This is a genomic window from Streptomyces sp. NPDC016845 (genome assembly GCF_044332585.1).
Lineage (GTDB): Bacteria > Actinomycetota > Actinomycetes > Streptomycetales > Streptomycetaceae > Streptomyces.
Genome location: NZ_JBIRPI010000009.1, coordinates 133,608 through 157,375 on the forward strand (window position 1 = coordinate 133,608; position 23,768 = coordinate 157,375).

The 23,768-nt window shown below is 71.1% G+C and carries 24 protein-coding genes and 7 tRNA genes; 21 read left to right on the forward strand and 10 right to left on the reverse strand.

Annotated features, from left to right (window positions below):
• The first annotated feature begins 585 nt into the window (after positions 1-585).
• From ACH4RC_RS23015 to ACH4RC_RS23025, 3 genes are all read left to right on the forward strand, one after another.
• Entirely contained in the window at positions 586-795 is a 210-nt protein-coding gene (locus ACH4RC_RS23015; RefSeq protein ID WP_398203886.1) for a hypothetical protein, read from the forward strand.
• 606 nt (positions 796-1,401) lie between these two features.
• Positions 1,402-2,352, forward strand: coding sequence for a phosphotransferase family protein (locus ACH4RC_RS23020; protein ID WP_398203888.1), 951 nt, complete (start codon positions 1,402-1,404; stop codon positions 2,350-2,352).
• Positions 2,353-2,421: 69 nt separating this feature from the next.
• On the forward strand, positions 2,422-2,709 hold the full coding sequence (locus tag ACH4RC_RS23025) for a zf-TFIIB domain-containing protein (RefSeq protein WP_398203889.1): 288 nt from the start codon (positions 2,422-2,424) through the stop codon (positions 2,707-2,709).
• A 94-nt stretch (positions 2,710-2,803) separates the two neighbouring features.
• Here the strand turns inward: ACH4RC_RS23025 and ACH4RC_RS23030 are convergent.
• From ACH4RC_RS23030 to ACH4RC_RS23050, 5 genes are all read right to left on the reverse strand, one after another.
• Positions 2,804-2,878 (reverse strand) — tRNA-Val (locus ACH4RC_RS23030).
• Positions 2,879-2,931: 53 nt separating this feature from the next.
• A tRNA-Val gene (locus ACH4RC_RS23035) sits at positions 2,932-3,003 on the reverse strand.
• 38 nt (positions 3,004-3,041) lie between these two features.
• Positions 3,042-3,113: transfer RNA gene (locus ACH4RC_RS23040), tRNA-Val, on the reverse strand.
• A gap of 1 nt (position 3,114) precedes the next feature.
• Positions 3,115-3,188 (reverse strand) — tRNA-Cys (locus ACH4RC_RS23045).
• 35 nt (positions 3,189-3,223) lie between these two features.
• Positions 3,224-3,296: transfer RNA gene (locus ACH4RC_RS23050), tRNA-Gly, on the reverse strand.
• 247 nt (positions 3,297-3,543) lie between these two features.
• Here ACH4RC_RS23050 and ACH4RC_RS23055 point away from each other — a divergent pair.
• The 3 genes from ACH4RC_RS23055 to ACH4RC_RS23065 all read left to right on the forward strand — a co-directional run bounded on the left by ACH4RC_RS23055 (position 3,544) and on the right by ACH4RC_RS23065 (position 6,349).
• On the forward strand, positions 3,544-4,572 hold the full coding sequence (locus tag ACH4RC_RS23055; RefSeq protein ID WP_398203891.1) for a chorismate-binding protein: 1,029 nt from the start codon (positions 3,544-3,546) through the stop codon (positions 4,570-4,572).
• 75 nt (positions 4,573-4,647) lie between these two features.
• The gene (locus tag ACH4RC_RS23060; RefSeq protein ID WP_398203893.1) at positions 4,648-5,469 is read left to right on the forward strand and encodes an aminotransferase class IV; all 822 of its coding nucleotides are present in this window, start codon (positions 4,648-4,650) and stop codon (positions 5,467-5,469) included.
• 55 nt (positions 5,470-5,524) lie between these two features.
• Positions 5,525-6,349: a GNAT family N-acetyltransferase gene (locus tag ACH4RC_RS23065; protein WP_398203895.1), complete on the forward strand. Its 825-nt coding sequence runs from the start codon at positions 5,525-5,527 to the stop codon at positions 6,347-6,349.
• A 16-nt stretch (positions 6,350-6,365) separates the two neighbouring features.
• Here ACH4RC_RS23065 and ACH4RC_RS23070 read toward each other — a convergent pair whose 3' ends face one another.
• Complete coding sequence (locus tag ACH4RC_RS23070) at positions 6,366-6,869, reverse strand: DsbA family protein (protein WP_398203897.1); 504 nt, start codon at positions 6,867-6,869, stop codon at positions 6,366-6,368.
• Positions 6,870-7,047: 178 nt separating this feature from the next.
• On the opposite strand from ACH4RC_RS23070, the gene ACH4RC_RS23075 reads away from it, so the two are divergent.
• Both ACH4RC_RS23075 and ACH4RC_RS23080 read left to right on the forward strand, forming a co-directional pair.
• The gene (locus tag ACH4RC_RS23075; RefSeq protein ID WP_398203898.1) at positions 7,048-7,509 is read left to right on the forward strand and encodes a hypothetical protein; all 462 of its coding nucleotides are present in this window, start codon (positions 7,048-7,050) and stop codon (positions 7,507-7,509) included.
• A gap of 230 nt (positions 7,510-7,739) precedes the next feature.
• Positions 7,740-7,949, forward strand: coding sequence for a hypothetical protein (locus tag ACH4RC_RS23080; RefSeq protein WP_398203900.1), 210 nt, complete (start codon positions 7,740-7,742; stop codon positions 7,947-7,949).
• 18 nt (positions 7,950-7,967) lie between these two features.
• On the opposite strand, the gene ACH4RC_RS23085 is transcribed toward ACH4RC_RS23080, so the two are convergent.
• Together ACH4RC_RS23085 and ACH4RC_RS23090 are read right to left on the reverse strand one after the other, a co-directional pair.
• Positions 7,968-8,543 (reverse strand): CGNR zinc finger domain-containing protein, encoded by a 576-nt coding sequence (locus tag ACH4RC_RS23085; protein WP_398203903.1) that lies wholly within the window; start codon positions 8,541-8,543, stop codon positions 7,968-7,970.
• Between the two features lie 313 nt (positions 8,544-8,856).
• Entirely contained in the window at positions 8,857-9,270 is a 414-nt protein-coding gene (locus ACH4RC_RS23090) for an SsgA family sporulation/cell division regulator (protein ID WP_004002642.1), read from the reverse strand.
• A 190-nt stretch (positions 9,271-9,460) separates the two neighbouring features.
• On the opposite strand from ACH4RC_RS23090, the gene ACH4RC_RS23095 reads away from it, so the two are divergent.
• The 9 genes from ACH4RC_RS23095 to ACH4RC_RS23135 all read left to right on the forward strand — a co-directional run bounded on the left by ACH4RC_RS23095 (position 9,461) and on the right by ACH4RC_RS23135 (position 17,420).
• A complete protein-coding gene (locus ACH4RC_RS23095; RefSeq protein ID WP_398203905.1) occupies positions 9,461-9,916 on the forward strand; it encodes a TIGR02611 family protein in 456 nt (151 codons plus the stop codon).
• Between the two features lie 72 nt (positions 9,917-9,988).
• Positions 9,989-10,060: transfer RNA gene (locus ACH4RC_RS23100), tRNA-Val, on the forward strand.
• A 210-nt stretch (positions 10,061-10,270) separates the two neighbouring features.
• Complete coding sequence (locus tag ACH4RC_RS23105; protein ID WP_398203908.1) at positions 10,271-11,554, forward strand: ABC transporter substrate-binding protein; 1,284 nt, start codon at positions 10,271-10,273, stop codon at positions 11,552-11,554.
• A gap of 17 nt (positions 11,555-11,571) precedes the next feature.
• Entirely contained in the window at positions 11,572-12,546 is a 975-nt protein-coding gene (locus ACH4RC_RS23110) for a carbohydrate ABC transporter permease (RefSeq protein ID WP_398203911.1), read from the forward strand.
• Positions 12,543-13,418, forward strand: coding sequence for a carbohydrate ABC transporter permease (locus tag ACH4RC_RS23115; protein WP_398203914.1), 876 nt, complete (start codon positions 12,543-12,545; stop codon positions 13,416-13,418). The genes ACH4RC_RS23110 and ACH4RC_RS23115 overlap by 4 nt, the downstream gene beginning before the upstream one ends.
• Positions 13,415-13,990: a hypothetical protein gene (locus ACH4RC_RS23120; RefSeq protein ID WP_398203917.1), complete on the forward strand. Its 576-nt coding sequence runs from the start codon at positions 13,415-13,417 to the stop codon at positions 13,988-13,990. The genes ACH4RC_RS23115 and ACH4RC_RS23120 overlap by 4 nt, the downstream gene beginning before the upstream one ends.
• A 63-nt stretch (positions 13,991-14,053) precedes the next feature.
• Entirely contained in the window at positions 14,054-16,810 is a 2,757-nt protein-coding gene (locus tag ACH4RC_RS23125) for a Tat pathway signal sequence domain protein (RefSeq protein ID WP_398203920.1), read from the forward strand.
• Between the two features lie 43 nt (positions 16,811-16,853).
• Complete coding sequence (locus tag ACH4RC_RS23130) at positions 16,854-17,309, forward strand: SRPBCC family protein (RefSeq protein WP_398203923.1); 456 nt, start codon at positions 16,854-16,856, stop codon at positions 17,307-17,309.
• A 39-nt stretch (positions 17,310-17,348) separates the two neighbouring features.
• A tRNA-Val gene (locus ACH4RC_RS23135) sits at positions 17,349-17,420 on the forward strand.
• Positions 17,421-17,529: 109 nt separating this feature from the next.
• Here the strand turns inward: ACH4RC_RS23135 and ACH4RC_RS23140 are convergent.
• Positions 17,530-18,255 carry a 3'-5' exonuclease gene (locus ACH4RC_RS23140; protein WP_398203926.1) on the reverse strand — a complete coding sequence of 242 codons (726 nt, stop codon included), beginning with the start codon at positions 18,253-18,255 and terminating at the stop codon, positions 17,530-17,532.
• 238 nt (positions 18,256-18,493) lie between these two features.
• Between ACH4RC_RS23140 and ACH4RC_RS23145 the strand changes: the two genes are divergently transcribed.
• From ACH4RC_RS23145 to thrS, 3 genes are all read left to right on the forward strand, one after another.
• Positions 18,494-19,060 carry a DUF4365 domain-containing protein gene (locus tag ACH4RC_RS23145; RefSeq protein ID WP_398203928.1) on the forward strand — a complete coding sequence of 189 codons (567 nt, stop codon included), beginning with the start codon at positions 18,494-18,496 and terminating at the stop codon, positions 19,058-19,060.
• Between the two features lie 28 nt (positions 19,061-19,088).
• Positions 19,089-20,315: a hypothetical protein gene (locus ACH4RC_RS23150; RefSeq protein ID WP_398203931.1), complete on the forward strand. Its 1,227-nt coding sequence runs from the start codon at positions 19,089-19,091 to the stop codon at positions 20,313-20,315.
• 120 nt (positions 20,316-20,435) lie between these two features.
• A complete protein-coding gene (gene thrS, locus ACH4RC_RS23155; RefSeq protein ID WP_398203934.1) occupies positions 20,436-22,415 on the forward strand; it encodes a threonine--tRNA ligase in 1,980 nt (659 codons plus the stop codon).
• Positions 22,416-22,418: 3 nt separating this feature from the next.
• On the opposite strand, the gene ACH4RC_RS23160 is transcribed toward thrS, so the two are convergent.
• Complete coding sequence (locus tag ACH4RC_RS23160) at positions 22,419-23,108, reverse strand: potassium channel family protein (RefSeq protein ID WP_398203937.1); 690 nt, start codon at positions 23,106-23,108, stop codon at positions 22,419-22,421.
• Between the two features lie 67 nt (positions 23,109-23,175).
• Between ACH4RC_RS23160 and ACH4RC_RS23165 the strand changes: the two genes are divergently transcribed.
• A complete protein-coding gene (locus ACH4RC_RS23165; RefSeq protein ID WP_398203940.1) occupies positions 23,176-23,739 on the forward strand; it encodes an HIT family protein in 564 nt (187 codons plus the stop codon).
• Positions 23,740-23,768 lie beyond the last annotated feature (29 nt).

The following is a 23,768-nucleotide window of genomic DNA, read 5'->3' on the forward strand; positions in this document are numbered from 1 at the left end:
TGACGAGCGACAGCTTACGTTTACGCGGCCGACTGTGTGCTCAGGCCGCGCCCTCACACCGGATTCGATTGTCGGTGCGGGAGGTTATACGTGAAAGGCGATCAGGAAGGCTGCGCCGGACGGCCCTTGCAAGGGGGGCGTCGGCCAATCACCGCGGCCATGACGGAATTTGACGCCACGAAAGCAGGCAGGCCGGCGGCGTGGCGGGGTACACGGCAGGGGGTGCGCACGCCCGGGGCGGTACCGGCCGAACGGGTCCGCACGACGGGGCACCCGGGGCACGGGAGCCGCGGGGAAGTGAGAGAAGTCACCCGGTGAGGCGCTTCGTCCCCCTCGGGGAAGACCCCGAGACCCAGGACTCCGTCTCCACCCAGGGGAGTACGTGGAGGGGGCCCGCTCATCCTCCGGGAGGCCCGGCAATCGGTACGAGGGCATGACGCCCCGATGGGGCCCCGCCCATAGATTTGAGGTCAAGCGGCGGGTGCAGCTCTCGTCCCCCGAGGTCAGGTACCCGCCGCTGCCGACAACTCGACATCCCGCCGGGCCCGACCGGCGGAACCCGAGAACTGCGACCGGGAGAGGACCATGGCGGACACGACACCGCGGACGACAGCGTTCCGCAGCACGTGGGCTCGCAGGACTGCGCCGTACGGCAGCCCCGCGACCGGCCGCCGCCACCCGCTGGTGGCCACGGCCATGGTCCTCCCCCTCGCCGCCCTCCTGGTCGTCGTCTTCGGCGGCTGGGACGCGGTGGTCGCGCAAGCGTCGTCCGTGGGCGTGATGCTGGGGCGCTGAGCGGCGCCCCCAGGCCCGGATGAGCGGTCCGGGCGGGGACATCCGACCAGGAAACCCCGTGGGGACGGGGGTGCGGCGGACGGCACAAATGCCGCGTGCAGCTGGGGAGCTGCACGCGGCATTGCCATGCCCTCCGCGGGCCCACCGGGATACCGGGCCCGCTTCGCACTCCGACTCGGCCACGCTGGGGCGCGGGCCCGAGTGCACCGCGGGCCCGTCTGCGCCGCGGCACGGTGTCCAGTTGTACCGGCGGGCCCGGCCGCGCCGGGGGGCACGGTGTCCCGCTGTGCCGGCGGGCCCGGCCGCCCTGAGGGACGGTGTGCCGCTGTGCCGGCGCGGGCCCGGCCGCGCTGAGGCGCAGGGTCCCGCTATGCCGGCGGGCCCGGCCGCGCTGAGGGACGGTGTGCCGCTGTGCTGGCGCGGGCCCGGCCGCGCTGAGGCGCAGGGTCCAGCGCGCTGGCGGGCGCGGCCGCTCGGCCTCGGGCCGGACCGCGGCCGGGATCGGAGTCGGCGGGCCGCCCCGCCAGCTCGGCCGCAACGCCACCCGCGCGCGCGGCGCCCGGTACTCGCCGACCCCGGCTCGACCCTCCCCGTACGCTCGACCCCGTGAACACGTTCAGCGCGTCCGCGCTTCAGGACTCGGCTCGGCGGGTGCTGCATCGAAAGACGGCGGCGTGCGTGTGCGGCGCGGGGACGCTCGCCGACCGGGTCGATGGGACCGTTGTCCGGCACGGGGACGTGGTGGCCAAGGCGCATGCGGGTGACACGGACCCGGGGGAGCTGGCGGTGCGGCTGGCGGTGGCCGCGCACCCGGAGCTGGACGGCGTCCTCCTGCCACCCCTGCGCCCAGCGGCAGCGACCACGCACGGGCGGCTCGTCACGTTCTGGCCGCACGGCACACCCGTCGACCCGGACCGTCCGGAGGACGCCCCCTGGGAAGCCGCCGCCGGGCTGCTGGCGCGGCTGCACGCGACGCCCGTACACCGGCTGCCGGACGCGCTCCCCTGGATGCGGGGTCCGGCCAAGGCGGCCCGCGCTCTGGCCAGGCTGCGGGCCACCGCCCCGGACCACCCCGCCGCGGCCCCCGCCCGGAGGGCCTGGCGCACGCTTCCGCCGTGGGCCCGCGCCGAAGCCTCGTACGCGCATGCCCGCGCGCTCTGCCACGGCGACCTGCACCTCGGCCAGCTGGTCCGCAGCCCGGCCGGTTCGGGGCCATGGCTGCTCATCGACGTGGACGATCTGGGGGTCGGCGACCCGGCCTGGGACCTGGCGCGACCGGCGGCCTGGTTCGCATGCGGCCTGCTGCCCGCCGAGGACTGGGCCCGCTTCCACGCCGCCTACCGACGCGCGGGCGGCGCCCCCCAGCTGAGCGGCCCGGACCCCTGGCCCGCGCTCGACGTCCCCGCGCGCGCCCTGACCGTGCAGACCGCCGCCCTCGCCATCACGAAGGCCGTCGAGGCGGGCCGCCCGCTGGACGAGGTGGAGGTGGCCGTCGTCGACGCCTGTGACCGAATGGTGCGGGTACCGACCCAGTTGGGTCACGACGCCGCCAAGTAGGGTGCCCAGGACGGAAGCCGGGCAGTGTTCCGGCGAAGCAGTACCGAACGGCGAGGAGTTGACCCGATCATGCAGTGTCCCAAGTGTCACGCACCGATGCAGACGTACAACCGCAACGGCGTCCAGATCGAGCAGTGCAGCGGTTGCCGCGGGATATTCCTCGACTACGGCGAGCTGGAGTCGCTGACGCGTCTGGAGTCGCAGTGGCAGCAGCAGGCCCCGCCGGCTCCGCCGCAGGCCTACCCGGCCGCCCCCGCCCCGGCCTGGGGCGCGCCACAGCACGGCGGGCACGGCGGCCACTACGGGCACCAGGGCCGTCACAAGGGCGGCTTCGGCCGGATGCTCTTCTCCTCCTGAGAAAGCGGCTTGAGCAAGCGGCTTTCTCAGGAGGAGAAGAGCAGCTTGCGCAAGCACGAAAAAGCCCCCGGCGTCACGGCCGGGGGCTTCTTGCTGGTGCGCGATACTGGGATTGAACCAGTGACCTCTTCCGTGTCAGGGAAGCGCTCTCCCGCTGAGCTAATCGCGCGGGAACGGGCCAGACTCTATCAGGCTCCGCAGGGGGTACTGCCAGGTACTGCGTGCGCGATACTGGGATTGAACCAGTGACCTCTTCCGTGTCAGGGAAGCGCTCTCCCGCTGAGCTAATCGCGCGGGACGGATCGACGACGAACCGGAGTCCGAAGATCCAGTGCGCGATACTGGGATTGAACCAGTGACCTCTTCCGTGTCAGGGAAGCGCTCTCCCGCTGAGCTAATCGCGCATGGAGGTGGAGACGGGATTTGAACCCGTGTAGACGGCTTTGCAGGCCGTTGCCTCGCCTCTCGGCCACTCCACCAGGAGCGTAGGGGTTCGGGAAGATCCCCCACATCGAGCGAACGACCGGGTTCGAACCGGCGACCTCAACCTTGGCAAGGTTGCGCTCTACCAACTGAGCTACGTTCGCGTGTCTTTCCGATTCGCTTGCGCGTCCCGGCGACGTGTTGAACTCTAGCGGATTCCTGGGCCAGTACAAAAACGCGTTTGCGCAGCGTGCTGAGGTGCGACGACCGTGCGACGACCGGAGCGACCCCGTGAGCGATCACCCGGGCGGCCACCGGAGCGACCCCGGAGCGAGCGCGCGTCCTGCACTCAAGGTCCCACTCCAGGTCACCGCGCCGTCACCCGGACCGGCTCCTTCTAGACTCGGAAGCGTGATCGACCTCCCCCCTCTCGCCCGCTTCGGCGAACTCCTCGCGACCGGTCTGCGCGACGTGACCGGCGACCCCGCGGCTCTGGAGTCCACCGGCTTCTGGGCGGTGGCCGCCGACTTCGAGGGGCGCCTGGTCTGCGCCCGCTTCGACGACGTGCGGGAGATACCGGTGCCCGCCCCGCGCCCGGGCGCCTGGCGCGGCCCCGCGCCCGCGGACTGGACGTCGTCCCTCGACCACGCCGCGTACACGGAAGGCGTGCGGCGCATCCGGGACCGCATCGCGACCGGCGAGGTCTACCAGGCCAACCTCTGCCGCGTGCTGTCCGCACCGATCGGCGCCGACGCGGACGTGGACGCGCTCACCGCCCTCCTCGCCCGCGGGAACCCGGCGCCGTACGCGGGCACGATCCGGCTGCCCGGCCACGGGGTGGAGATCGCGACGGCCTCGCCCGAGCTGTTCCTGCGCCGCCGGGGCACGCTCGTCGAGTCCGGCCCCATCAAGGGGACCGGGCGGACCGAGGCGGACCTCCTGGAGAAGGACTTCACGGAGAACGTGATGATCGTGGACCTGGTCCGCAACGACCTGGGCCGCGTCTGCGCGCCCGGCACCGTGACCGTCCCCGACCTGTGTGTCGTCGAGAAGCACCCCGGCCTCGTCCACCTGGTGTCGCTGGTCCGCGGCGAACTGCGCGAGGGCGCGGGATGGGCCGGCCTGCTCGACGCCACCTTCCCGCCCGGCTCCGTGACCGGCGCCCCGAAATCCAGCGCCCTGCGCATCATCGACGAGCTCGAGACCGCGCCGCGCGGCCCGTACTGCGGCGGCGTCGGCTGGGTCGACGCGGACCGGGGCACCGGGCAACTGGCCGTCGGCATCCGTACGTTCTGGATCGACCGTACGGGCACGGACGCGGTCCTGCGCTTCGGCACCGGCGCCGGTATCACCTGGGGCTCGGACCCGGAGGGGGAGTGGCGCGAGACCGAGCTGAAGGCGTCGCGGCTGCTGGCGGTAGCGTCGGAGGGGCACTCGTAGGGGGTGCCGGGCGGACGAAGGCTTCGGAGCCCGGGAACGGCCGGGCCGCGCCCGGAAAAGGTGGAGGGACCTCACGTGAAGATCTGGCTCGACGGCAGGCTGCGGGAGACCGAGGAGGCGCGGGTCTCCGTGTTCGACCACGGGCTCACCGTGGGTGACGGCATCTTCGAGACGGTGAAGGCGGTCGACGGCGAGCCGTTCGCGCTCACCCGCCATCTGGACCGGCTGACCCGCTCGGCGCGCGGCCTCGGGCTGCCCGAGCCCGACCTCGACGAGGTGCGCCGCGCCTGCGCCGCCGTCCTCGACGCCAACCCGATGGCGCTCGGCCGCCTGCGGATCACCTACACCGGCGGCCTCTCCCCGCTCGGCTCCGACCGCGGGGAGAGCGGCACCACGCTCGTCGTCGCGCTCGGCGAGGTCTCCCGGCGCCCCGACACCACCGCCGTGATCACCGTGCCCTGGACGCGCAACGAGCGCGGCGCCCTCGCGGGCCTGAAGACCACCTCGTACGCGGAGAACGTCGTCGCCCTGGCACGCGCGCGTGAACGCGGTGCCTCCGAGGCGCTGTTCGCCAACACGATCGGCCGGCTGTGCGAGGGCACCGGGTCGAACGTCTTCGTCGTCCTGGACGGCGAGATCCACACCCCGCCGGTCGCCTCCGGCTGTCTGGCGGGCATCACGCGCGCCCTCGCCGTCGAGTGGACCGGCGCCAAGGAGACGGACCTCCCGCTCGAGGTGCTCTCGGAGGCCGACGAGATCTTCCTGACCTCGACGCTGCGCGACATCCAGGCCGTGCACCGCGTCGACGACCGCGGCCTGCCGGGCGCGCCGGGCCCGGTCACGGCGAAGGCGATGCGCGTCTGGGACGAGCGGGCCGCCGACCACCTGGACCCCTGAGCCGCAGCTGTAAAGCGCTGGGGTCCCGGGCGTACGGGCGGGTAGAACAGCCCTGATGACCACGACCCTGCGGCCGACCGAGCCGCTCCAGCGCACGGTCGACGGATCGCGCTCGCGCCACTACGCGGTGTGCGTGAACAGCCGTCCCGTCGGCACGCTCCACCTCGCCACGCACCCCGTGTACGGCCCGTCGGTCGCCCAGGTCCTCGACCTGAGCGTCGACGAGCCGGACCGTGGGCGCGGGCGCGGCACCGTCGCCGCGCTCGCCGCCGAAGAAGTGGCCCGCTCCTGGAACTGCCGCCGCATCGAGGCGTCGGTCCCCGCCCACCAGGCCGGACTGCTCCGCCTCGCCGCCGCGCTCGGCTACGTGGAGCGCAACCGGAACATGGCGAAGGCGCTGCCCGGCCGGCCTCCGGCGCTCCCGGCGGGCAGTGTCGGGCGCCGGATGACGGAGGCCGAGTTCGGGCCGTGGCTGGCGCACGGCAAGGAGCAGTACGCGCGCACGGTGATGGAGCGCGGAGCCTCCGAGAAGGAGGCCAGGCAGAAGGCCGACCGCGACCACGCGGCCCTGCTGCCCGAGGGCGTGGCCACACCGGACGTCCTGCTCAGCGTCCTGGAACAGGACGGGCAGAGCGTGGGCACCCTGTGGCTGGCACAGCGCGGCGACGGCGCGTACGTCTACGACATCGAGGTCGGCCCCGCCCATCGCGGCCGGGGCCACGGCCGCTCCCTGATGCTGCTCGCCGAGGCCGACTCGCTGGCGGCGGGCGCCACGCGCATCGGCCTCAACGTGTTCGCGGGGAACACCACGGCACAGCGCCTGTACGAGTCACTGGGCTACGCGGCGACGGTGCACCACGTGTACAAGCAGCTGCTCTGACGGCGACCGGGCCCGTCTACGGGTGCTCGGCGAGGAGGCGGTCGGCGATCTCCTCGATGCGCTCGCGCAGCCCGTCCTGGCTCTTGCCGCCGTCGAGGCGTTCACCGCCGATGACGTACGTCGGTGTGCCCGTCACGCCGATCGCCTTGCCCTCGGCCTGGTCGGCGTCGACGATCAGGATGTGCCGGCCGTCTACCAGCGCGGTGTCGAACTCCTCGGCGTCCAGGCCGAGTTCCCGCCCCACGTCGACCAGGAACGATTCGCCCACGCGGTCGAACTCCTCGACCCGGCCGAGCACCGCCTCCACGTAGGGCCACCCCTTGCCCTGCTCGAACGCCTCCTCGGCGGCCTGGGCGCCCGCGAAGGCGTGCTTGTGCTTCTCCAGCGGGAAGTGGCGCAGCCGCAGTTCGAGGCGGTCGCCGTAGCGCTCACGCAGCGCGCGTACGTCGTCCAGGGCCGAGCGGCAGTCGGGGCACTGCAGCTCGCACCACACGTCAAGGATGGGGTTCGGGGCGTTCATGGGGCCAGTCTTCCAGGCGTGGGCCGGCGGCCCCAACCTGGACCTGCGGAGGAGGGGCGACCCCGAGATGTCCCTGAGGTCCGCCCCGCCCGTGGCCCCGGGCCGCCCCGGCGGTGCAGGATGGAAGGGGACGCAGCGTCCCGCACACGTACGAAACGCCCGAGCCCAGGAGGACCGGATGATTGCCGAGACCGTCTGCTCCGCCGTAGCCGTGGCGGGTCTGGGTATCGCCGCGGTCACCGCGTACCGCAAGCGGTTCCTCACGGCGGCCCGCCTCGCCGCCTACTCGCTGGTCCCGCTGGGTCTGGTGATGACCGGCGCGGTCGGCTGGGTCGTGGACACCGCGTTCAGCCCCACCGCGTGGGCCGGTTTCGGGGTGCTCGGCGCGGCCTGGCTGATGTTCGTGGGGACACGGGCGGTCGAGCGGCGCGGCGGCGGCACGCGCAAGGAGCGCAGGGCGGCGGCGAAGGCGGCCCGGCGCGAGGCCGTGGCCCCGGCGGCGTCGGCCCCGTCCCTCGGCGGCGGAGCGCGGACCGCGCCCGCGCAGGCCGCTCAGCCGAGGCGGAAGGAGAAGTCGACGGCCGGTGGGGCGGACGACTTCAGCGACATCGAGGCGATCCTTAAGAAGCACGGCATCTGAGGCCCGGCAACTCGAGGCCCGGCATCTGAGGCCTGGCATCTGAGGCCCGGCACCTGGCGCCCGGTCCGGCAGGCCGTGCTGGTTGGCTCGTACGACTGGACGTACGTACGACAAGCACCGGACTTTTCGCGCAGGTGCCCGGTCGGGGGTCACGTAATCCGGCGAACTCCCGCCGCGGCGGGGCTCGTTGGCGAGGTTCCGGTGGTGACCTGCGCCATCATCACGGCGAGATGTTGGAACCACCGCAGCTGGCCGACCAGCTCGACGCCGAACAGGGGCAGACGCCGCCGCGCAGTGCGACCGCGCCGCCCACACCCGTACCGACCCAGAATCAGCGAGGGTGCCTCTTCGCCCTCTCCCAGCCACCCCTGATGATCTTCCTGGGGGTCATCGGCTCCCTGCTCCTGCTGGCCGCCCTGCACGATCTGCTGCTGCTCTGAACCCGCCTTCGAGGAGGCTCAGCCCGCGGCTTCCTTGCGGCGCGCGCGATAGGCGGCCACATGCAGCCGGTTCCCGCAGGTGCGGCTGTCGCAGTAGCGGCGGGAGCGGTTGCGGGACAGGTCCACGAACGCGTACCGGCAGTCGGGGGCCTCGCAGCGGCGCAGCCGTTCCTGCTCGCCCGCGACCACGAAGAAGGCCAGCGCCATGCCGCAGTCGGCGGCCAGGTGGTCGGCGACGGAGGCGCCGGGCGCGAAGTAGTGCACGTGCCAGTCGTAGCCGTCGTGGTCCGTGAGGCGGGGCGTGGTGCCGGCGGCCGCGACCAGGTCGTTGATCACCGTCGCCGCGCCGCGCGGATCCGGGGCCGCGAACACCTGGGCGAACTGGGCCCGTATGGCGCGTACGGAGCCGAGGTCACGCTCCGCGAGCACCCCCACCTCCACGTCGCTGATGTCGTGCTTCGCCACGAAGTCCGCCAGAGCCGGCACACTCGCGAGGCTGTCGGTCCCGCCGGAGCCGGTGTGGCTGTCCGGTGCGGTGTTCACCAGATCGACCACGGTGTCGAGCGCACACCGGGTGTCATGGGTGATCAGCACGATTAGCTCCCTGCCCTGGAGGGCGGGCCCACACCCGCCGGTGCTGGCCGAGCCTAGCGCCTCCGGGGCCGGGGGAACCCGGACGGTCGGGGCCTCGGGCGGAGGCGCGCACCGGTCCGCCGCGAGCCGCCCGGCCCGCGCGATGACGCGCGTCGGCGCCGCCTCCGTGGAGACTCCCACGGCGGCGACGCCGATGTCTGACCTATGCGGTTGTCGTGCACGTGTGCGGACGCGCCGTCTCCCCGAGTGGACGGCGTGAGGTGCCCTCGCTCTGCTCGCGGCGGCCGGCTGCCGACGCGAACCTCCCGCGCGGCTAGCTTTCCGCGAGAATGTGCGAGAGCTCCTGATCGAGATCGAAATGACGATGCTCCGTGCCAGGCGGCACAGCGGCGTCGGTCCGCTTCAGGAACGACTCCAGGGCCCGCGCCGGGGCCTCGAGCAGAGCCTCGCCCTCCGGAGAGCTCAGGGCGATGCAGACAACGCCCTGACCGTGGCTGCGGGACGGCCAGACTCGGACGTCGCCGGTGCCGGTCGGCCGGTGAAGGCCTTCGGCGAGGAGATCGCGGGCGAAAACCCACTCGACCGTCTCCTCGGCTCCGGTGTGGAAAGTGGCGTGCACGGCATAGGGATCGGCCGTGTCATACCGCAGTCCTGCGGGTACAGGCAGTGAGGACTCGCTCGACACAACGAGGCGCAGGTGCAGCTCGCAGCTGACCGTGGTGTTCATAAGCGCCAGGGCCTTTCGCTCAGTGTGCGCTCGGGGATTCGCACGTCGGCGAAATCGACATGCCACCTACGGTGCCGTTGTAAACCCCTCTGAGTGTTTTGGGCTGCTTTAGGTAGCTCGTACGGCCGAGTCTTATCCGCTGAGTAACGGCCATTCCGGTGACATGAATGGGTCCGGTAGGTTTGGCACCATGAATACGGGGAGTGACGAGGCGGCCGGCCGGGTCGCCGGGGTCGATGAGGGCACGTCGGACGCGTCGGGGACGCCGGAGGCGAAGCCCCTGGGCTCGCGGGCGCCGGGGTTCATCCAGCGGAGCCGGACGCTGCATCTGAGCTGGCAGGTGGGCGTCTTCGTTGTGGGGCTCGCGGTCGTGGGCGCGGGCATCGTGATGCTGCCCCTGCCGGGGCCCGGCTGGCTGGTGATCTTCGGCGGCATGGCGATCTGGGCGACGGAGTTCGTCTGGGCCCAGCTGGTGCTGCGCTGGACGAAGCGCAAGGTCACGGAGGCGACGCAGCGGGCGCTCGATCCGAAGGTGCGCCGCCGCAACATCATCCTGACCACGGTCGGCCTGGTGATCATCGCCGTCCTGGTGGGGATCTACGTGTGGAAGTTCGGCCTCGAGATGCCGTGGAACATCAAGCAGTGACGTCGGCGTGACGGCGGGGCGCAGGGTGGTGCCAGGCACCCTCTGACATGGGGTAATGTTCTTCCTGCGCCCGGGCGATTAGCTCAGTGGGAGAGCGCTTCGTTCACACCGAAGAGGTCACTGGTTCGAACCCAGTATCGCCCACCCGGACCGAAGGCCCCGGAGACATCGAGTCTCCGGGGCCTTCGGCGTTCCCGCCGTCGCCGCGTCGCCGCGACTGGCTCGTTCGAAGCGCTTCGACGCAATTCTTGCCCGAACCGTTGACGCGTCCACGACCTGTCTCTACCTTGGCCCGGCAAGCGCTTACCTAAAACGATTCAATACGAATCGACCCAGCGGGTGGAGGGGCGAACTGTGCCTACTGACAGGGATTTTGACCGGCGTGGACTGCTGAAGGTCGCGGGAGGGTCGCTCGCGGCGCTCGGCCTCACGGCGGCCGGCTGTGGTGGCGGAAGCGGGTCGGGCGACGGCCCCGTCACCCTTCGGTACGCGTGGTGGGGCGGCGAGCCGCGGACGATCGCGATCAAGAAGACGATCGCGCTCTTCGAGAAGAAGTACCCGAAGATCAAGATCAAGCCCGAATTCACCGACTACGAATCGTTCTGGGAGAAGTTCCAGACGCAGGCGTCCGGCGGGAATCCGCCGGATGTGTTCCAGAATTCGGTGGCCTTTCTGCGCAAGTACGACAAGCGCGGCGTCCTCATGGATCTGAAGTCGCAGGCGGACGCCGGAAAACTGAGTCTCAAGAACTTCCGCAACGGCGTATTGACGGCCGGTCAGGTCGACGGCAAGCAACTCGGCGTACCCGTCGGCGCCAACACCATGTCGCTCGTCGTCGACCTGAAAGTCTTCAAGAAAGCGGGTATTTCGCCCGAGATGGGCTGGACCTGGGACGACTACTTCGACGCGCTCCAGAAGATCCAGGACACCCAGAAGATATCCGGCGACACCGGCTACTTCAGCATCATGTACCTCTACGACCTCTACCTGCGCCAGAACGGCAAGGCCTTCTTCACCGACAAGGAACTCGGCTTCACCGAGGCCGATCTGACGCAGTGGTGGGAGGACGGCTACAAGCGCGTGAAATCCGGCCTCGTCGCCGACCCGAAGAAGATCGAGCAGGCCAAGCCCAAGTCCGGCCTCTCCGCCGGGCTCGCCGCCTCCGAATTCACCTGGGACAACTTCTCCATCCGCTACGAGGGCGAGGGCGACTCCGACTACGGGCTCGCCCCGATCCCCACCACCGACGGCAAGGACACCGGCCAGTACCTCGGCTCACTCATGCTCAGCGCCTTCACCGGCACCAAGCACCCCGCGGAAGCGGCCCAGTTCATCGACTTCATGGTCCACGACCCCGAGGTCGGCAAGATCATGGGCTACGACCGCGGCCTCCTCGCCACCACCGAGCAGTACGACGCCTACAAGCCCGACGACGCCAACAACAAGGGCGTCGCGGCCTACGAGGACGAGGTCTCCGCGGCCGGAGTCCTCGGCAAGATCACCCCACACCCGTCGGGCGCCGACGTCATCGAGGCCGCGTTCCTGCGCATCGGCGGCGAGGTCGCCCAGGGCAAGAACAAACCGGCCGCCGCGGCGAAGCAGTTCTTCGGCGAGGCCGAGGCCGCGTTCGCGGGCTGAGCGAGGGGACGTAACGCATGACGCTCGTCAAGGAAGCCCCCGCGACCCTGGGGACGGGCCGGTCCGCCGCGCCCGCCCCCGGGCGCCGCGGGCGGCGCCGCGAGAACCTCGCCGGCTATCTCTTCATGTCGCCGTGGCTCGCCGGGTTCCTGCTGCTCACCGCGGGACCCATGATCGCCTCGCTCTACTACGCCTTCACCAGCTACAACCTCTTCACCCCGCCACAGTGGGTGGGGCTCGACAACTTCACGACCATGTTCCAGGACCCGCGCTGGCAGAAGTCCGTGCAGGTCACCCTCAAGTACGTGGTCGTCGCCACGCCGCTGAAACTGCTGCTCGCACTCGGCGTCGCCCTGCTGCTCGCGCAGAAACGACGCGGCCAGGCCCTGTACCGCGCCGCGTTCTACCTGCCCTCGCTCATCGGCGCCAGCGTCTCCGTCGGCTTCGTGTGGCGGGCGCTCTTCTCCGACGACGCCGTCGTGGACCGTACGCAGAAGGTCTTCGGCCTCGACGTGGGCGGCTGGATCGGCAACCCCGACTACGTCCTCTACGCCCTGGTCGCCCTCTCCATCTGGCAGTTCGGCGCACCCATGGTCATCTTCCTGGCCGGGCTCAAGCAGGTCCCGCAGGAGCTGTACGAGGCCGCCGAGGTCGACGGGGCCGGGCCGCTGCGCCGGTTCTGGAACATCACCCTGCCGATGATCTCCCCGGTGCTCTTCTTCAACGTCCTGCTCGAGTCGATCCACGCCTTCCAGGTGTTCGGCTCCGCCTACGTCGTCTCCGACACCCGCTGCGGACCGGCCGACGCCACCCTCGTCTACACCTGCTACCTCTACCAGAAGGGCTTCAAGGAGTCCCAGATGGGCTTCGCCTCCGCGATGGCCTGGACGCTCGTGATCGCGGTCGCGCTCGTCACGGCGGTCCTGTTCTGGTCGCAGAAGAAGTGGGTGCACTACGACGACGACACGCACAGCACGGAGGCCGCCAAGTGACCAGCGCCACCAGTCCTGTCGTCCGCTCCCCGGGGGAGCGGCGGCGCACCGGCTCCGTCGTCTGGCACGTGGGAGCGCTCGTCGTGCTCGCCGTCGTCCTCTACCCCGTGATCTGGGTGGCCGGCGCGTCCGTCAAACCCAGCAAGGACATCGTCGGCAGCCTCGACCTGCTCCCCGTGAAACCGGTCTGGTCGAACTTCTCCGGGCTCGCCGACGGCATCTCCGGCATTTCCGTCAGCAGCTTCTTCGTCAACTCGCTGATGTACGCGGTCCTCGCCGTCGTCGGCGTCGTGCTCTCCAGCTCGCTGACCGCGTACGCCTTCGCCAAGATCCGGTTCGCCGGGCGGAACCTGCTCTTCACGCTCATGATCGGCACACTGCTCCTGCCGTACCACGTGCTGCTCATCCCGCAGTACGTACTGTTCCGCAACCTCGGCTACATCGACACGCTCGTGCCGCTCGTCGCGGGCAAGTTCCTCGCCACCGAGGCGTTCTTCGTCTTCCTCATGGTGCAGTTCATGCGCGGGCTGCCGAAGGAGCTGGACGAGGCCGCCAAGCTCGACGGCTGCGGGCACCTGCGCACCTACTGGTCGATCGTGCTGCCGCTGAGCCGCCCCGCGATCATCACCAGCGCCATCTTCACCTTCATCAACGCGTGGAACGACTTCATGGGCCCGCTGATCTACCTCAACAGCCCGTCCAAATACACCGTCTCGCTCGGCCTGATGATGTTCCGCGACCAGGAAGGCATCTCCAACTACGGCGGCATGATCGCCATGTCGATGGTGGCGCTGATCCCCGTCATCGCTTTCTTCCTCGCCTTCCAGCGCTACCTGATCGACGGCATGGCGACCTCCGGGCTCAAGGGATGAGGGCCGCGCCGCCGGTCGAGTCCCGGCGCCGCGCCGGATTCGGGGTCTTCGCCGAGTGCCTGCTCACCGGGGTGTGGATCGCGCTCGCGTCCGTGCCCGTGGTCACCGCGCCGGCCGCCTTCGCGGCGGGCTCCCGGCATCTGCGCCGCCACCTCGGCTCGCACGTCGGCGGCCGGCGCGAGTTCATCGCGGACTGGCGGCAAGCGGCGCGGCGGGGGTGGCTCGTCGGGCTCGCGGGGGTTGGAGCCTGGGCGGCCGTCTGGATCGACCTGCGGGTCGCGCGGTCCGGCCTCCCCGGCGGCCGACTCGCGGCAGCGGTCGGCGTGTTCGCGCTGCTCGGCGCCGCCGTCACCGTGCTGCGCGCCGCCGCGGTATGGACGCCCGAGGCGCGCTGGCGGCCCCTCCTGGCCGCCGCGGCCCGACGCACCGTACGGGGCCCCGCCGGGTCGCTCCTCCTCGTGTGCGGCCTCGCCGTCGTCATCCTGTGCGCCGGATTCCTTCCGCCGCTCGCCGTGCCCGTGCTCGGCGTCCTCGCGGCGGCTGCCGTCGCCGTGGAGGAACGGGCCCGCTGAGCCCGCTTCAAAGAACAACCCCTTCTCGTACAGCACCTTTGGCATGCACGGAAAGGAACGTCGATGTCCCCCATTCCCCGCAGATCCCTCCTCAAGGCCGCCGCCGTCGCGGGCGCTGCCGCCCAGTTCAGCTGGGCCCTCGGCGGCAAGGAGGCGCAGGCCGCGCCGAACGCCCCGGCGGCCGGGCCCGAGCCCGTCACCCTCGGCTGGCTGGAGGACGGCGGGCTCGGCGCAGCGCCCGGCTCCACCGTCGGCGTGCCCTGGCCGAAGGGCACGTACGAGAAGGGGCAGGAGTTCGCGCTGACGGACGCCGACGGCAGGCAGGTACCCGTGCAGACCTGGCCGCTGGCCCAGTGGCCGGACGGTTCGCTGAAGTGGACCGCGCACGCCGTCGGCCCGGGGGCCGCGGCCGGGAAGCTGACTCTCACCGCCGGGGACGCCGCCGCGCCCGAGAAGAAGGTCAGCGTCGCGACGAAGGGCGGCGTCGTCACCGTCGACACCGGCGTGGTCGTCACCGAGCTCGGCAAGAGCGGCTCCACCCTCGTCAAGTCCGTCGTACGCGGCTCCACCGAGATCGCCAAGGACGGGCGGCTCGTCCTGCTGCGACAGGGCGAGATCGAGGACGGCGACCAGGGGACCCAGAAGTACGAGCGGTTCGAGAGCGTCGTCGAGGAGACGAAGGTCGAGCAGGACGGCCCTGTCCGAGCCGTCGTCCGCGTAGACGGCAAGCACCGCAAGGGGAACCGGAGCTGGCTGCCGTTCTCCGTGCGGTTCTACTTCTACGCGGGCGCCGAGTCGTTCCGCATGGTGCACACGATCACCTTCGACGGCACGCAGGAGCCCGGCAAGGCGTCCGGCGACTTCATCCGCGGGCTCGGCGTCCGCTTCACCGTGCCGATGCGCGACGCCGCGTACGACCGGCACATCCGCATCGGCGGCGAGGACACCGGGCTGCTCCGCGAGGCCGTCCAGGGCATCACCGGGCTGCGCCGCGACCCGGGCGCGGCCGTCCAGGCGGCGCAGTTCGCGGGCGAGAGACTGCCCGACCCCGCGACCTGGGACCAGCGCGTCACCACCCGGCTCCAGTACATCCCGCACTGGGGCGACTACACCCTCTCCCAGCTCTCCGCCGACGGCTTCACCCTGCGCAAGCGCACGAAGAAGGGCCACGGGTGGATCGGAGCCGGGGGTGGCCGCCGGGCCAGCGGATTCGGCTACGTCGGCGGGCCCAGCGGCGGCCTCTCCTTCGGCCTGCGCGACTTCTGGGAGAAACACCCGGCCGGGCTCGACATCCGCGACGCCCACACCGACGAGGCCGAGGTCACCCTCTGGCTCTGGTCGCCCGAGGCCCAGCCCATGGACCTGCGCTTCTACCACGACGGCCTGGGCCAGGACACGTACGCCGAACAGCTCGAAGGGCTCAACATCACCTACGAGGACTACGAGCCCGGCTTCGGCACCCCGTACGGCATCGCCCGCACCAGCGAACTGCTGTTCTGGGCCAACGCGGCCACCCCGGCGCCCGAGGCGCTCGCCCGGCAGGCCGAGGCCGTCCGCGTCCTGCCGCAGCTCGCCGCACCGCCGAAGCAGCTCATCGAGGCGGGCGTCTTCGGCCCCGGGCTCTACTCCGAGCCCGACCGCTCCACCCCCGCGAAGGCCAGGATCGAGGACCACCTCGACTTCCTCTTCACCTACTACAAGGACCAGGTGGAGATGCGGCGCTGGTACGGCTTCTGGGACTACGGCGACGTCATGCACTCCTACGACCCCGCCCGCCACCAGTGGCGCTACGACGTCGGCGGCTACGCCTGGGACAACTCCGAACTCTCGCCCGACCTGTGGCTCTGGTTCGCCTACCTGCGCAGCGGCCGCGCCGACATCTTCCGCTTCGCCGAGGCCATGACCCGGCACACCGGCGAGGTCGACGTCTACCACCTCGGCAAGTGGGCCGGGCTCGGCACCCGCCACGGCGTCCAGCACTACGCCGACTCCGCCAAGCAGCAGCGCATCGCCAACACCACGTACCGCCGCTACTACTACTTCCTCACCGGCGACGAACGCGTCGGCGACCTCATGCACGCCAACGTCGACTCCGACGAGACGTTCCTCGTCCTCGACCCGCAGCGCAAAGTCCGCCCCGACCCCGACTACCAGCCCGACCCGCACGCCCTGTCCATCGGCTTCGGCACCGACTGGAGCGGCCTCGTCTCGGCCTGGCTCACCGAATGGGAACGGCGCGGCCCCACATGGGAGAAGGCCAGGTCACGCGTCCTGTCGACGATGGAGACGATCGCCGCGCAGCCCAACGGGTTCGTCCAGGGCAGCGGGCTCTACGACCTCGACACCGGGAAGTTCGCCATCGCCGAGAAACCGGTCGTCGGCGTCTCGCACCTGTCGGCCGTCTTCGGCCTCAACGAGCTGTGCGCCGAGCTGATCGACCTCGTCGACATGCCCGCCTTCGAGGAGGCGTACTACGACTACTGCCGCTACTTCAACGCCACCAAGACCGAACAGGCGGCCAGGTACGGGACCGACTTCGGCTCCCTGATCCTCTTCCAGGGGCACTCACGGCTCGACGCGTACGCCGCCGTGCGCACCGGCGACGCGGGGCTCGCCACGCGCGCGTGGGAGAAGTTCTACAACAGCGACGGGTACACCGAGTCCTCGCCCTGGAAGACCGAGAGGGTCGGCGGCCCGCTCACGCTCGTCGCGGGCACCGAGGCCAACTGGGTCTACACCAACGACACCGCCCTGTACGGCCTCGCCGCCATCGAGAACCTGGCCCTCGTCGGGGACCGGATGCCGGACAAGACGCCCTGACGCAGCCCCCCGAACGCGCGGTTTTGCGGGCAGACTCGGGGGCATGGACTTCAGCCCCCTGAGCCGGTACCGCTTCCGCAGCGTCTGGGACGTGCCCGCGCCACCGGCCGCCGTCTTCGCGGTCCTGGAGCGCGCCGAGGAGTACCCGGGCTGGTGGCCGCAGGTGCGCTCGGTGACGCCGCTGGACGACACCAGCGGCGTCGCCGTCTTCCGGTCCTTCCTGCCCTACGAGCTCACGGTCACGGCGCGCGAACAGCGGCGCGACCCGGCCGCCGGAGTCCTGGAGGTCGCGATGGACGGGGATCTCGCGGGCTGGGCCCGGTGGACGCTGGCCGCGCGGGGGCACGGCACCCGCGTCGTCTACGAGCAGCGCGTCGAGGTGCGCCTGCCACTGATGCGGCGCTTCGCCCTGCCCGGCAGGCCCGTCTTCCTCGCCAACCACGCGTGGATGATGCGCGGCGGCCGGCGCGGTCTGCGCGCCCACCTGCGACCGGTTTGAACACAGCCCGCCGCGCCCTGTATGGTTCAACCCGTTCCCGGGCGATTAGCTCAGTGGGAGAGCGCTTCGTTCACACCGAAGAGGTCACTGGTTCGAACCCAGTATCGCCCACCCGGAGAAGGCCGGTCCGTCAGTCGACGGGCCGGTTTTTCGTTTCTGCCTGTCGGGCCCCCAGCGGGGGAACGATCAGGCCGCCGCCGTGAGTTCCGCGGAGCGGTGATCAGGCCGCCGCCGGAAGTTCCGGCCGCAGGGGCCACGCCGTGTCGACCACCTCCGGGTTCCCGCTGCGCGCGAACCACGCCTGGAGACCGCGCGCCTGCGCCGCGTGCCAGAACGTCTGCAGTGCGTGCAGCTCATTGACGGAGAGGCGTTCAAGGCGGGCCGCGAAGCGCCGGCCCACCGCGCGCACGACATCGAGCGCCGCCAGCGCGTCCGCCGCCGCGTCGTGCGCCTCCGCGAGCTCGACCTCGTAGTGCGCGCACAGGTCCGTCAGCGTACGGCGGCCCTTGCGGTAGCGGTCCAGATGCTTGTCGAGCACGCGCGGATCCAGGACGCACAGGGCCGCGTCGCCCAGATAACGGGCCAGCGACGAGGCGCGGTGGCGCTTCAACTCGCGGTCGAGCATGGTCAGGTCGAACGGCGCGTTCATGATGACCACGGGGCGTCCCGCCGCCGCCTGGTCCGCCAGCTCGTGGCCTATCTCCTCCATCACCGGTGCCGGCCAGCGTCCGTTGCGCTGCAGGTGGAGGTCGGTCAGGCCGTGCACCTCCGTCGCCCCGGGCGGCACCGGCACCCCCGGATTGACCAGCCACCGCGTCACCCGCGGCCGCGTGCCCGGCGCGTCCTGTACCACGAGCGCGGCCGACACGATGCGGTCGCTCTCCACGTCCACCCCGGTCGTCTCCGTGTCGAAGGCGGCGAGTGGGCCCTCGTACCAGCACGTCATGACAATGCAACTCCTCGTCGGAATCCGGCAGCTGACGTCCCGTCGAATTGCGCCCGCCGCCCGTTCCGGTGATACCCGGGCCGTTTGCGTCGTACGCGGAGCGGTGACAACACAGTTACGAGTCATGGCAGTTCAGCGGGGTTCCATTGACCTGTCCTTGATCGGTTCCTTGAATTCCGCGCGCTTTGCCGCGGAGTTCCACCACGGGGATTCACCACGTCGAAAGGCCAGTCGCACCATGGCGCTCGCGCAGCCCGAACAGGGCGGGCTGCTGCCCGAGCGGAACGCACCGCCGCGCGGCACACTCGCCACCACCGCCTGCATGGAGACGCTCCAGGTGGGCTATCTGCACGCCGTGGCCGCGGCCGCCGGTTGCTCGCTCTCGCAGCCCTTCCCGGACAACGGCATCGACTGGCACGTCAGCCACAGCGCCCCCGGGCACACGGTCGACGACGAGGTCACCATCAAGGTGCAGCTCAAGGCGACGTACCAGATACCGCCCGATCCACCGGGCCCCGCCTTCTCCTTCACGCTCGACAACGCGCACCTGGAGAAGCTCGCCAGAACGCCGGTGTCCGTGCACAAGATCCTTGTCGTGATGCTCGTACCGCGCTCCCAGGACGACTGGCTGCGCGCCGGGCACGACCGGCTCGACCTGCGGCACTGCTGCTACTGGACCAACCTCGCCGGCCACCCGGTCACCGGCCGGCGCCGGACCACCGTGCGCGTGCCGACCACACGGATCTTCGACGACCGCGCGCTGTGCGAGATCATGACCCGCGTCGGGACGGGCGGGCGGCCCTGACCGGCCGTCCCGGATGGGAGTGACGGAAATGCAGCACCGCTCGGCCGACAGGCCCGTACGGTCCCTCGGCGTGGTCCGCGCCCGCCCCGTCGACGTCGCCGGACCCGATCCGGGCCTGGTCGACCCGGTCGTCCTCGGCGCCCTCCTCGACCGGCACGGCTGGCGGCGGCGCGGCGGCGCCCCGGGCCGGTACGCCCGCTGGACGCTGCCCGGCACCGGCGAGCGGACCAGCCTGCTCGTGCCGGAGAGCCGCGCCTTCCCCGACAGCGAGGAACTGCTGAGCGAAGCGCTGACCGCGCTCGAGCGCAGCGGCACCCCGTCCGCCCGGGAGGTCCTCGTCTCGCTCGCCGTGCCCAGCGACGAGATCCGCTGGTGGCGTGATGTCCCCGAGGGGCCGGCGGGCGCGTCCGCCTGGACCGTCGAGGAACAGCTGCGCTCCGCCGCGCGGCGGATGCTGCTCGCGGGGGCGCTCGCCGCACGTGAGCGCGCCGGGTACTACGGCGCCCGGCACCGCGGAGCGGCCGCGGCGGCCCTGGACGACGTGCTGGTGCAGGCCGCGCCCGACGGCCGCCGGCTCACCGCGTTCGTGCCCGTCGCCGCCGGACGCGCGCTCGCCGTCCGGCTGCACCAGGCCCTGTACGCGGTCCGCGAGGCCGTCGACTACCGGCGGGCCACCGGCGGCATGGACGCCTTCGACGGTGCCGTCGAGGCAGGCGTCAGCCACGAGCTGACCGAGGCGGTCGTCGCCCTGGTGCGCGGCACCGAGGGCGCCCGCGTCGGCGTCGCCTGGGCGCCCGCCGCCGGGGTCCCCGAGGAGTGCACGGACGGAGACGCGCCCGTCGAGTTCTCCCCCGGCGACCTGGACGTGCTGCGGGCGGCCGGCCACCGGTACCTGAACGCCGAGCCCGCCGTCGCCGTCCGCGTCACCGGCACCGTCGTCCGGTTGCGCAGGACCGGTCCGTGCGGGGAGGGGACGGTGCGGCTGCAGGTCATCGCGGGCGCCGACGTCCCGCACATCCGGATGACGCTGGACGAGGAGGCGTACCGGACCGCGGGCCACGCCCACCTCGTCGGCCTGCCCATCCGGGTCCACGGCCGCCTGGAGTCCCGGGGCGGATTCCGGCGCCTCACCGGCGCCTGCGACGTCGTACCCGTACAGGTGGAGGCGGCCGAGCGGGACCGGCTGATGAAGTCGCGCCAGTCCCTCCAGGAGAATCTGGACTTCTACGAGGAGGCCTGCACGGGGGAGGAGTAGCGCCGCTCGCGTCCCGTGGCCCGCTACCGCTTCGCGGACGGCCCCCGCGACTCGGTACGATTCCTGGTGCGCGCGTCACAGGTAATGGCGCGGCGTACCACCTTCAGGCAGGAGAGACCGGTGTCAGACGTCCGTGTAGTCATCCAACGCGATTCCGAGCGGGAAGAGCGCGTGGTGACGACGGGCACTACGGCCGCCGAGCTTTTCGCCGGTGAGCGCAGCGTCGTCGCGGCCCGTGTGGGCGGTGAGCTGAAGGACCTCGCGTACGCCGTGGCCGACGGCGAGACCGTCGAACCCGTCGAGATCTCCTCCGAGGACGGTCTCAACATCCTGCGGCACTCCGCCGCGCACGTGATGGCGCAGGCCGTCCAGGAGCTGTTCCCGGAGGCCAAGCTCGGCATCGGCCCGCCCATCAAGGACGGCTTCTACTACGACTTCGACGTCAAGGAGCCGTTCACCCCCGAGGACGTCAAGCGCATCGAGAAGAAGATGCAGGAGATCCAGAAGCGGGGGCAGCGCTTCTCGCGCCGCGTCACCACCGACGAGGACGCCCGCGTCGAGCTGGCCGACGAGCCCTACAAGCTGGAGCTCATCGGCCTCAAGGGCAACGCGGCGCAGGCCGCCGACGGCGCCGACGCCGAGGTCGGCGGCGGCGAGTTGACCATCTACGACAACCTCGACGCCAAGACCGGCGAGCTGTGCTGGAAGGACCTCTGCCGCGGCCCGCACCTGCCCACCACCCGGAACATCCCGGCGTTCAAGCTGATGCGCTCGGCCGCCGCGTACTGGCGCGGCAGCGAGAAGAACCCGCAGCTCCAGCGGATCTACGGCACCGCGTGGCCGTCGAAGGACGAGCTGAAGGGCTACCTCGACTTCCTCGCCGAGGCCGAGAAGCGCGACCACCGCAAGCTGGGCGCCGAGCTCGACCTGTTCTCCTTCCCGGACGAGCTGGGCCCGGGCCTCGCGGTCTTCCACCCCAAGGGCGGTGTGATCCGCAAGGTCATGGAGGACTACTCGCGCCGCCGCCACGAGGTCTCCGGCTACGAGTTCGTGAACACCCCGCACATCTCGAAGGAGCACCTCTTCGAGATCTCGGGGCACCTGCCGCACTACTCCGACGGCATGTTCCCGCCCATCCAGTTCGACGAGCAGAACTACCGCCTCAAGGCGATGAACTGCCCGATGCACAACCTGATCTTCAAGTCCCGCGGCCGGTCCTACCGTGAACTGCCGCTGCGCCTCTTCGAGTTCGGCACCGTGTACCGCTACGAGAAGTCCGGCGTCGTGCACGGCCTGACCCGCTCGCGCGGCTTCACCCAGGACGACTCGCACATCTACTGCACCAAGGAGCAGATGGGCGAGGAGCTCGACACGCTCCTGACCTTCGTGCTCGACCTGCTGCGCGACTACGGCCTGAACGAGTTCGAGCTGGAGCTCTCCACCCGCGACGACTCCGACAAGTTCATCGGTACGGACGAGGACTGGGCCGAGGCGACCGAGGCGCTGCGCCTCGCCGCCGAGAAGCAGGGTCTGCCCCTGGTCCCCGACCCGGGCGGCGCCGCCTACTACGGGCCGAAGATCTCGGTGCAGGCCAGGGACGCCATCGGCCGGTCCTGGCAGATGTCGACCCTCCAGGTCGACTTCAACCAGCCCAAGCGGTTCGGCCTGGAGTACACGGCGGCGGACGGCTCGCGCCAGCAGCCCGTCATGCTGCACCGCGCCCTGTTCGGCTCCATCGAGCGGTTCTTCGGCGTCCTCCTGGAGCACTACGCGGGCGCCTTCCCGGCCTGGCTCGCGCCCGTGCAGGCCGTCGGCATCCCGATCGGCGACGCGCACGTGCCGTACCTGGAGGAGTTCGCCGAAAAGGCGCGCGCCCAGGGCCTGCGCGTCGAGGTCGACTCGTCCTCGGACCGGATGCAGAAGAAGATCCGCAACCAGCAGAAGGCCAAGGTGCCCTTCATGGTCATCGCGGGCGACGAGGACATGAACGCGGGTTCGGTCTCCTTCCGCTACCGCGACGGCTCGCAGGAGAACGGCATCCCGGTCGACGAGGCCATCGCCAAGATCCTCAAGGTCGTCGAGGAGCGCGCCCAGGTCTGACGCTCAGTCGTCGCGTTCTTCGTGGTCAGAGGCGCCCGGGGGGTTCCCCGGGGGCCTCTCGCCTTCTCTGGCGAAGACCTGGATGAGCCACGACGAGAACGAGCCCGTGACCGCGCCGAGCAGCGCCAGGCCGCAGGCCATGACGCCCACCGTCACGAGCCGCCCGAGGGGGGTCACCGGCGCCAGGTCGCCGTAGCCGACCGTGGACAGGGTCGTGCAGATGAACCACACGGAGTCGCCGTACGTGACGATGTCCGCGTCCGGCGCCGTGCGCTCCTGCTGGTACAGGGCCAGCGAGCCCGCGAAGCCGAGCAGCGCCACCGAGACACCCGCGTACGTGATCACGCGCGCGTGCAGTGCCAGCCGCGGCCGGTCACGGTGGCGCTGCACCGTCTCGTAGGTCCGCACGATCCGCACCGGACGCAGCAGCGGCAGCAGCAGGACCAGGGTGTCCAGGACATGCGTGCGCACGAACCGCGGGAGGCGCTGTCCGCTCAGCCGCCAGCGGATCACGTAGTCCACGGCGAACACCGCCCACGACGCGAGGATGAGCACCAGACACGAGGTGCGCACCGGGCCCGGCAGGTCGTGCCCGAGGACCCGGACCGCGTACGACGCGAGGAAGAGCAGGGACGCCACCGCGAGGACGACGCCGTTGTGCCGATCCCAGCGTTCAAGGGGGCTGTCGGTCATCCGGACAGCATCGCCCCTGCCCGGCGGCGGCGACACCCGCCGACACGCCAAGCCCAGGTGACGCCATATGCTGCACTTCATGACGAGTGAGCCGGAGCAGCAGAGCGGTCCTGTGGGTGAACCGGACGGGTTCGGGCGTCTGTGGACCCCGCACCGCATCGCCTACATCCAGGGCGAGGGCAAGCCGACGGGCCCCGGGGCCGACGACGGCTGTCCCTTCTGTACCGCTCCCGGCAAATCGGACGAGGACGCGCTGATCGTGGCGCGCGGCGAGCACGTCTTCGCGATCCTCAACCTGTACCCGTACAACGGCGGGCACATGATGGTGCTGCCCTACCGGCACGTCGCCGACTACACCGACCTCGACCTGGCCGAGACCGCCGAGCTGGCCCTGTTCACCAAGCGGGCCATGACCGCGCTGCGCGCCGCGTCCGGGGCGCACGGCTTCAACATCGGCATGAACCAGGGCGCCGTCGCGGGCGCCGGCATCGCCGCCCATCTGCACCAGCACATCGTGCCGCGCTGGGGCGGCGACACGAACTTCATGCCGGTCGTCGGCCACACGAAGGTGCTGCCGCAGCTTCTCGGTGACACCCGTACGGCCCTGGCGAAGGCCTGGCCGGACGCCTGAGCGACCCGGCCCGACCCCGACCCGACCAG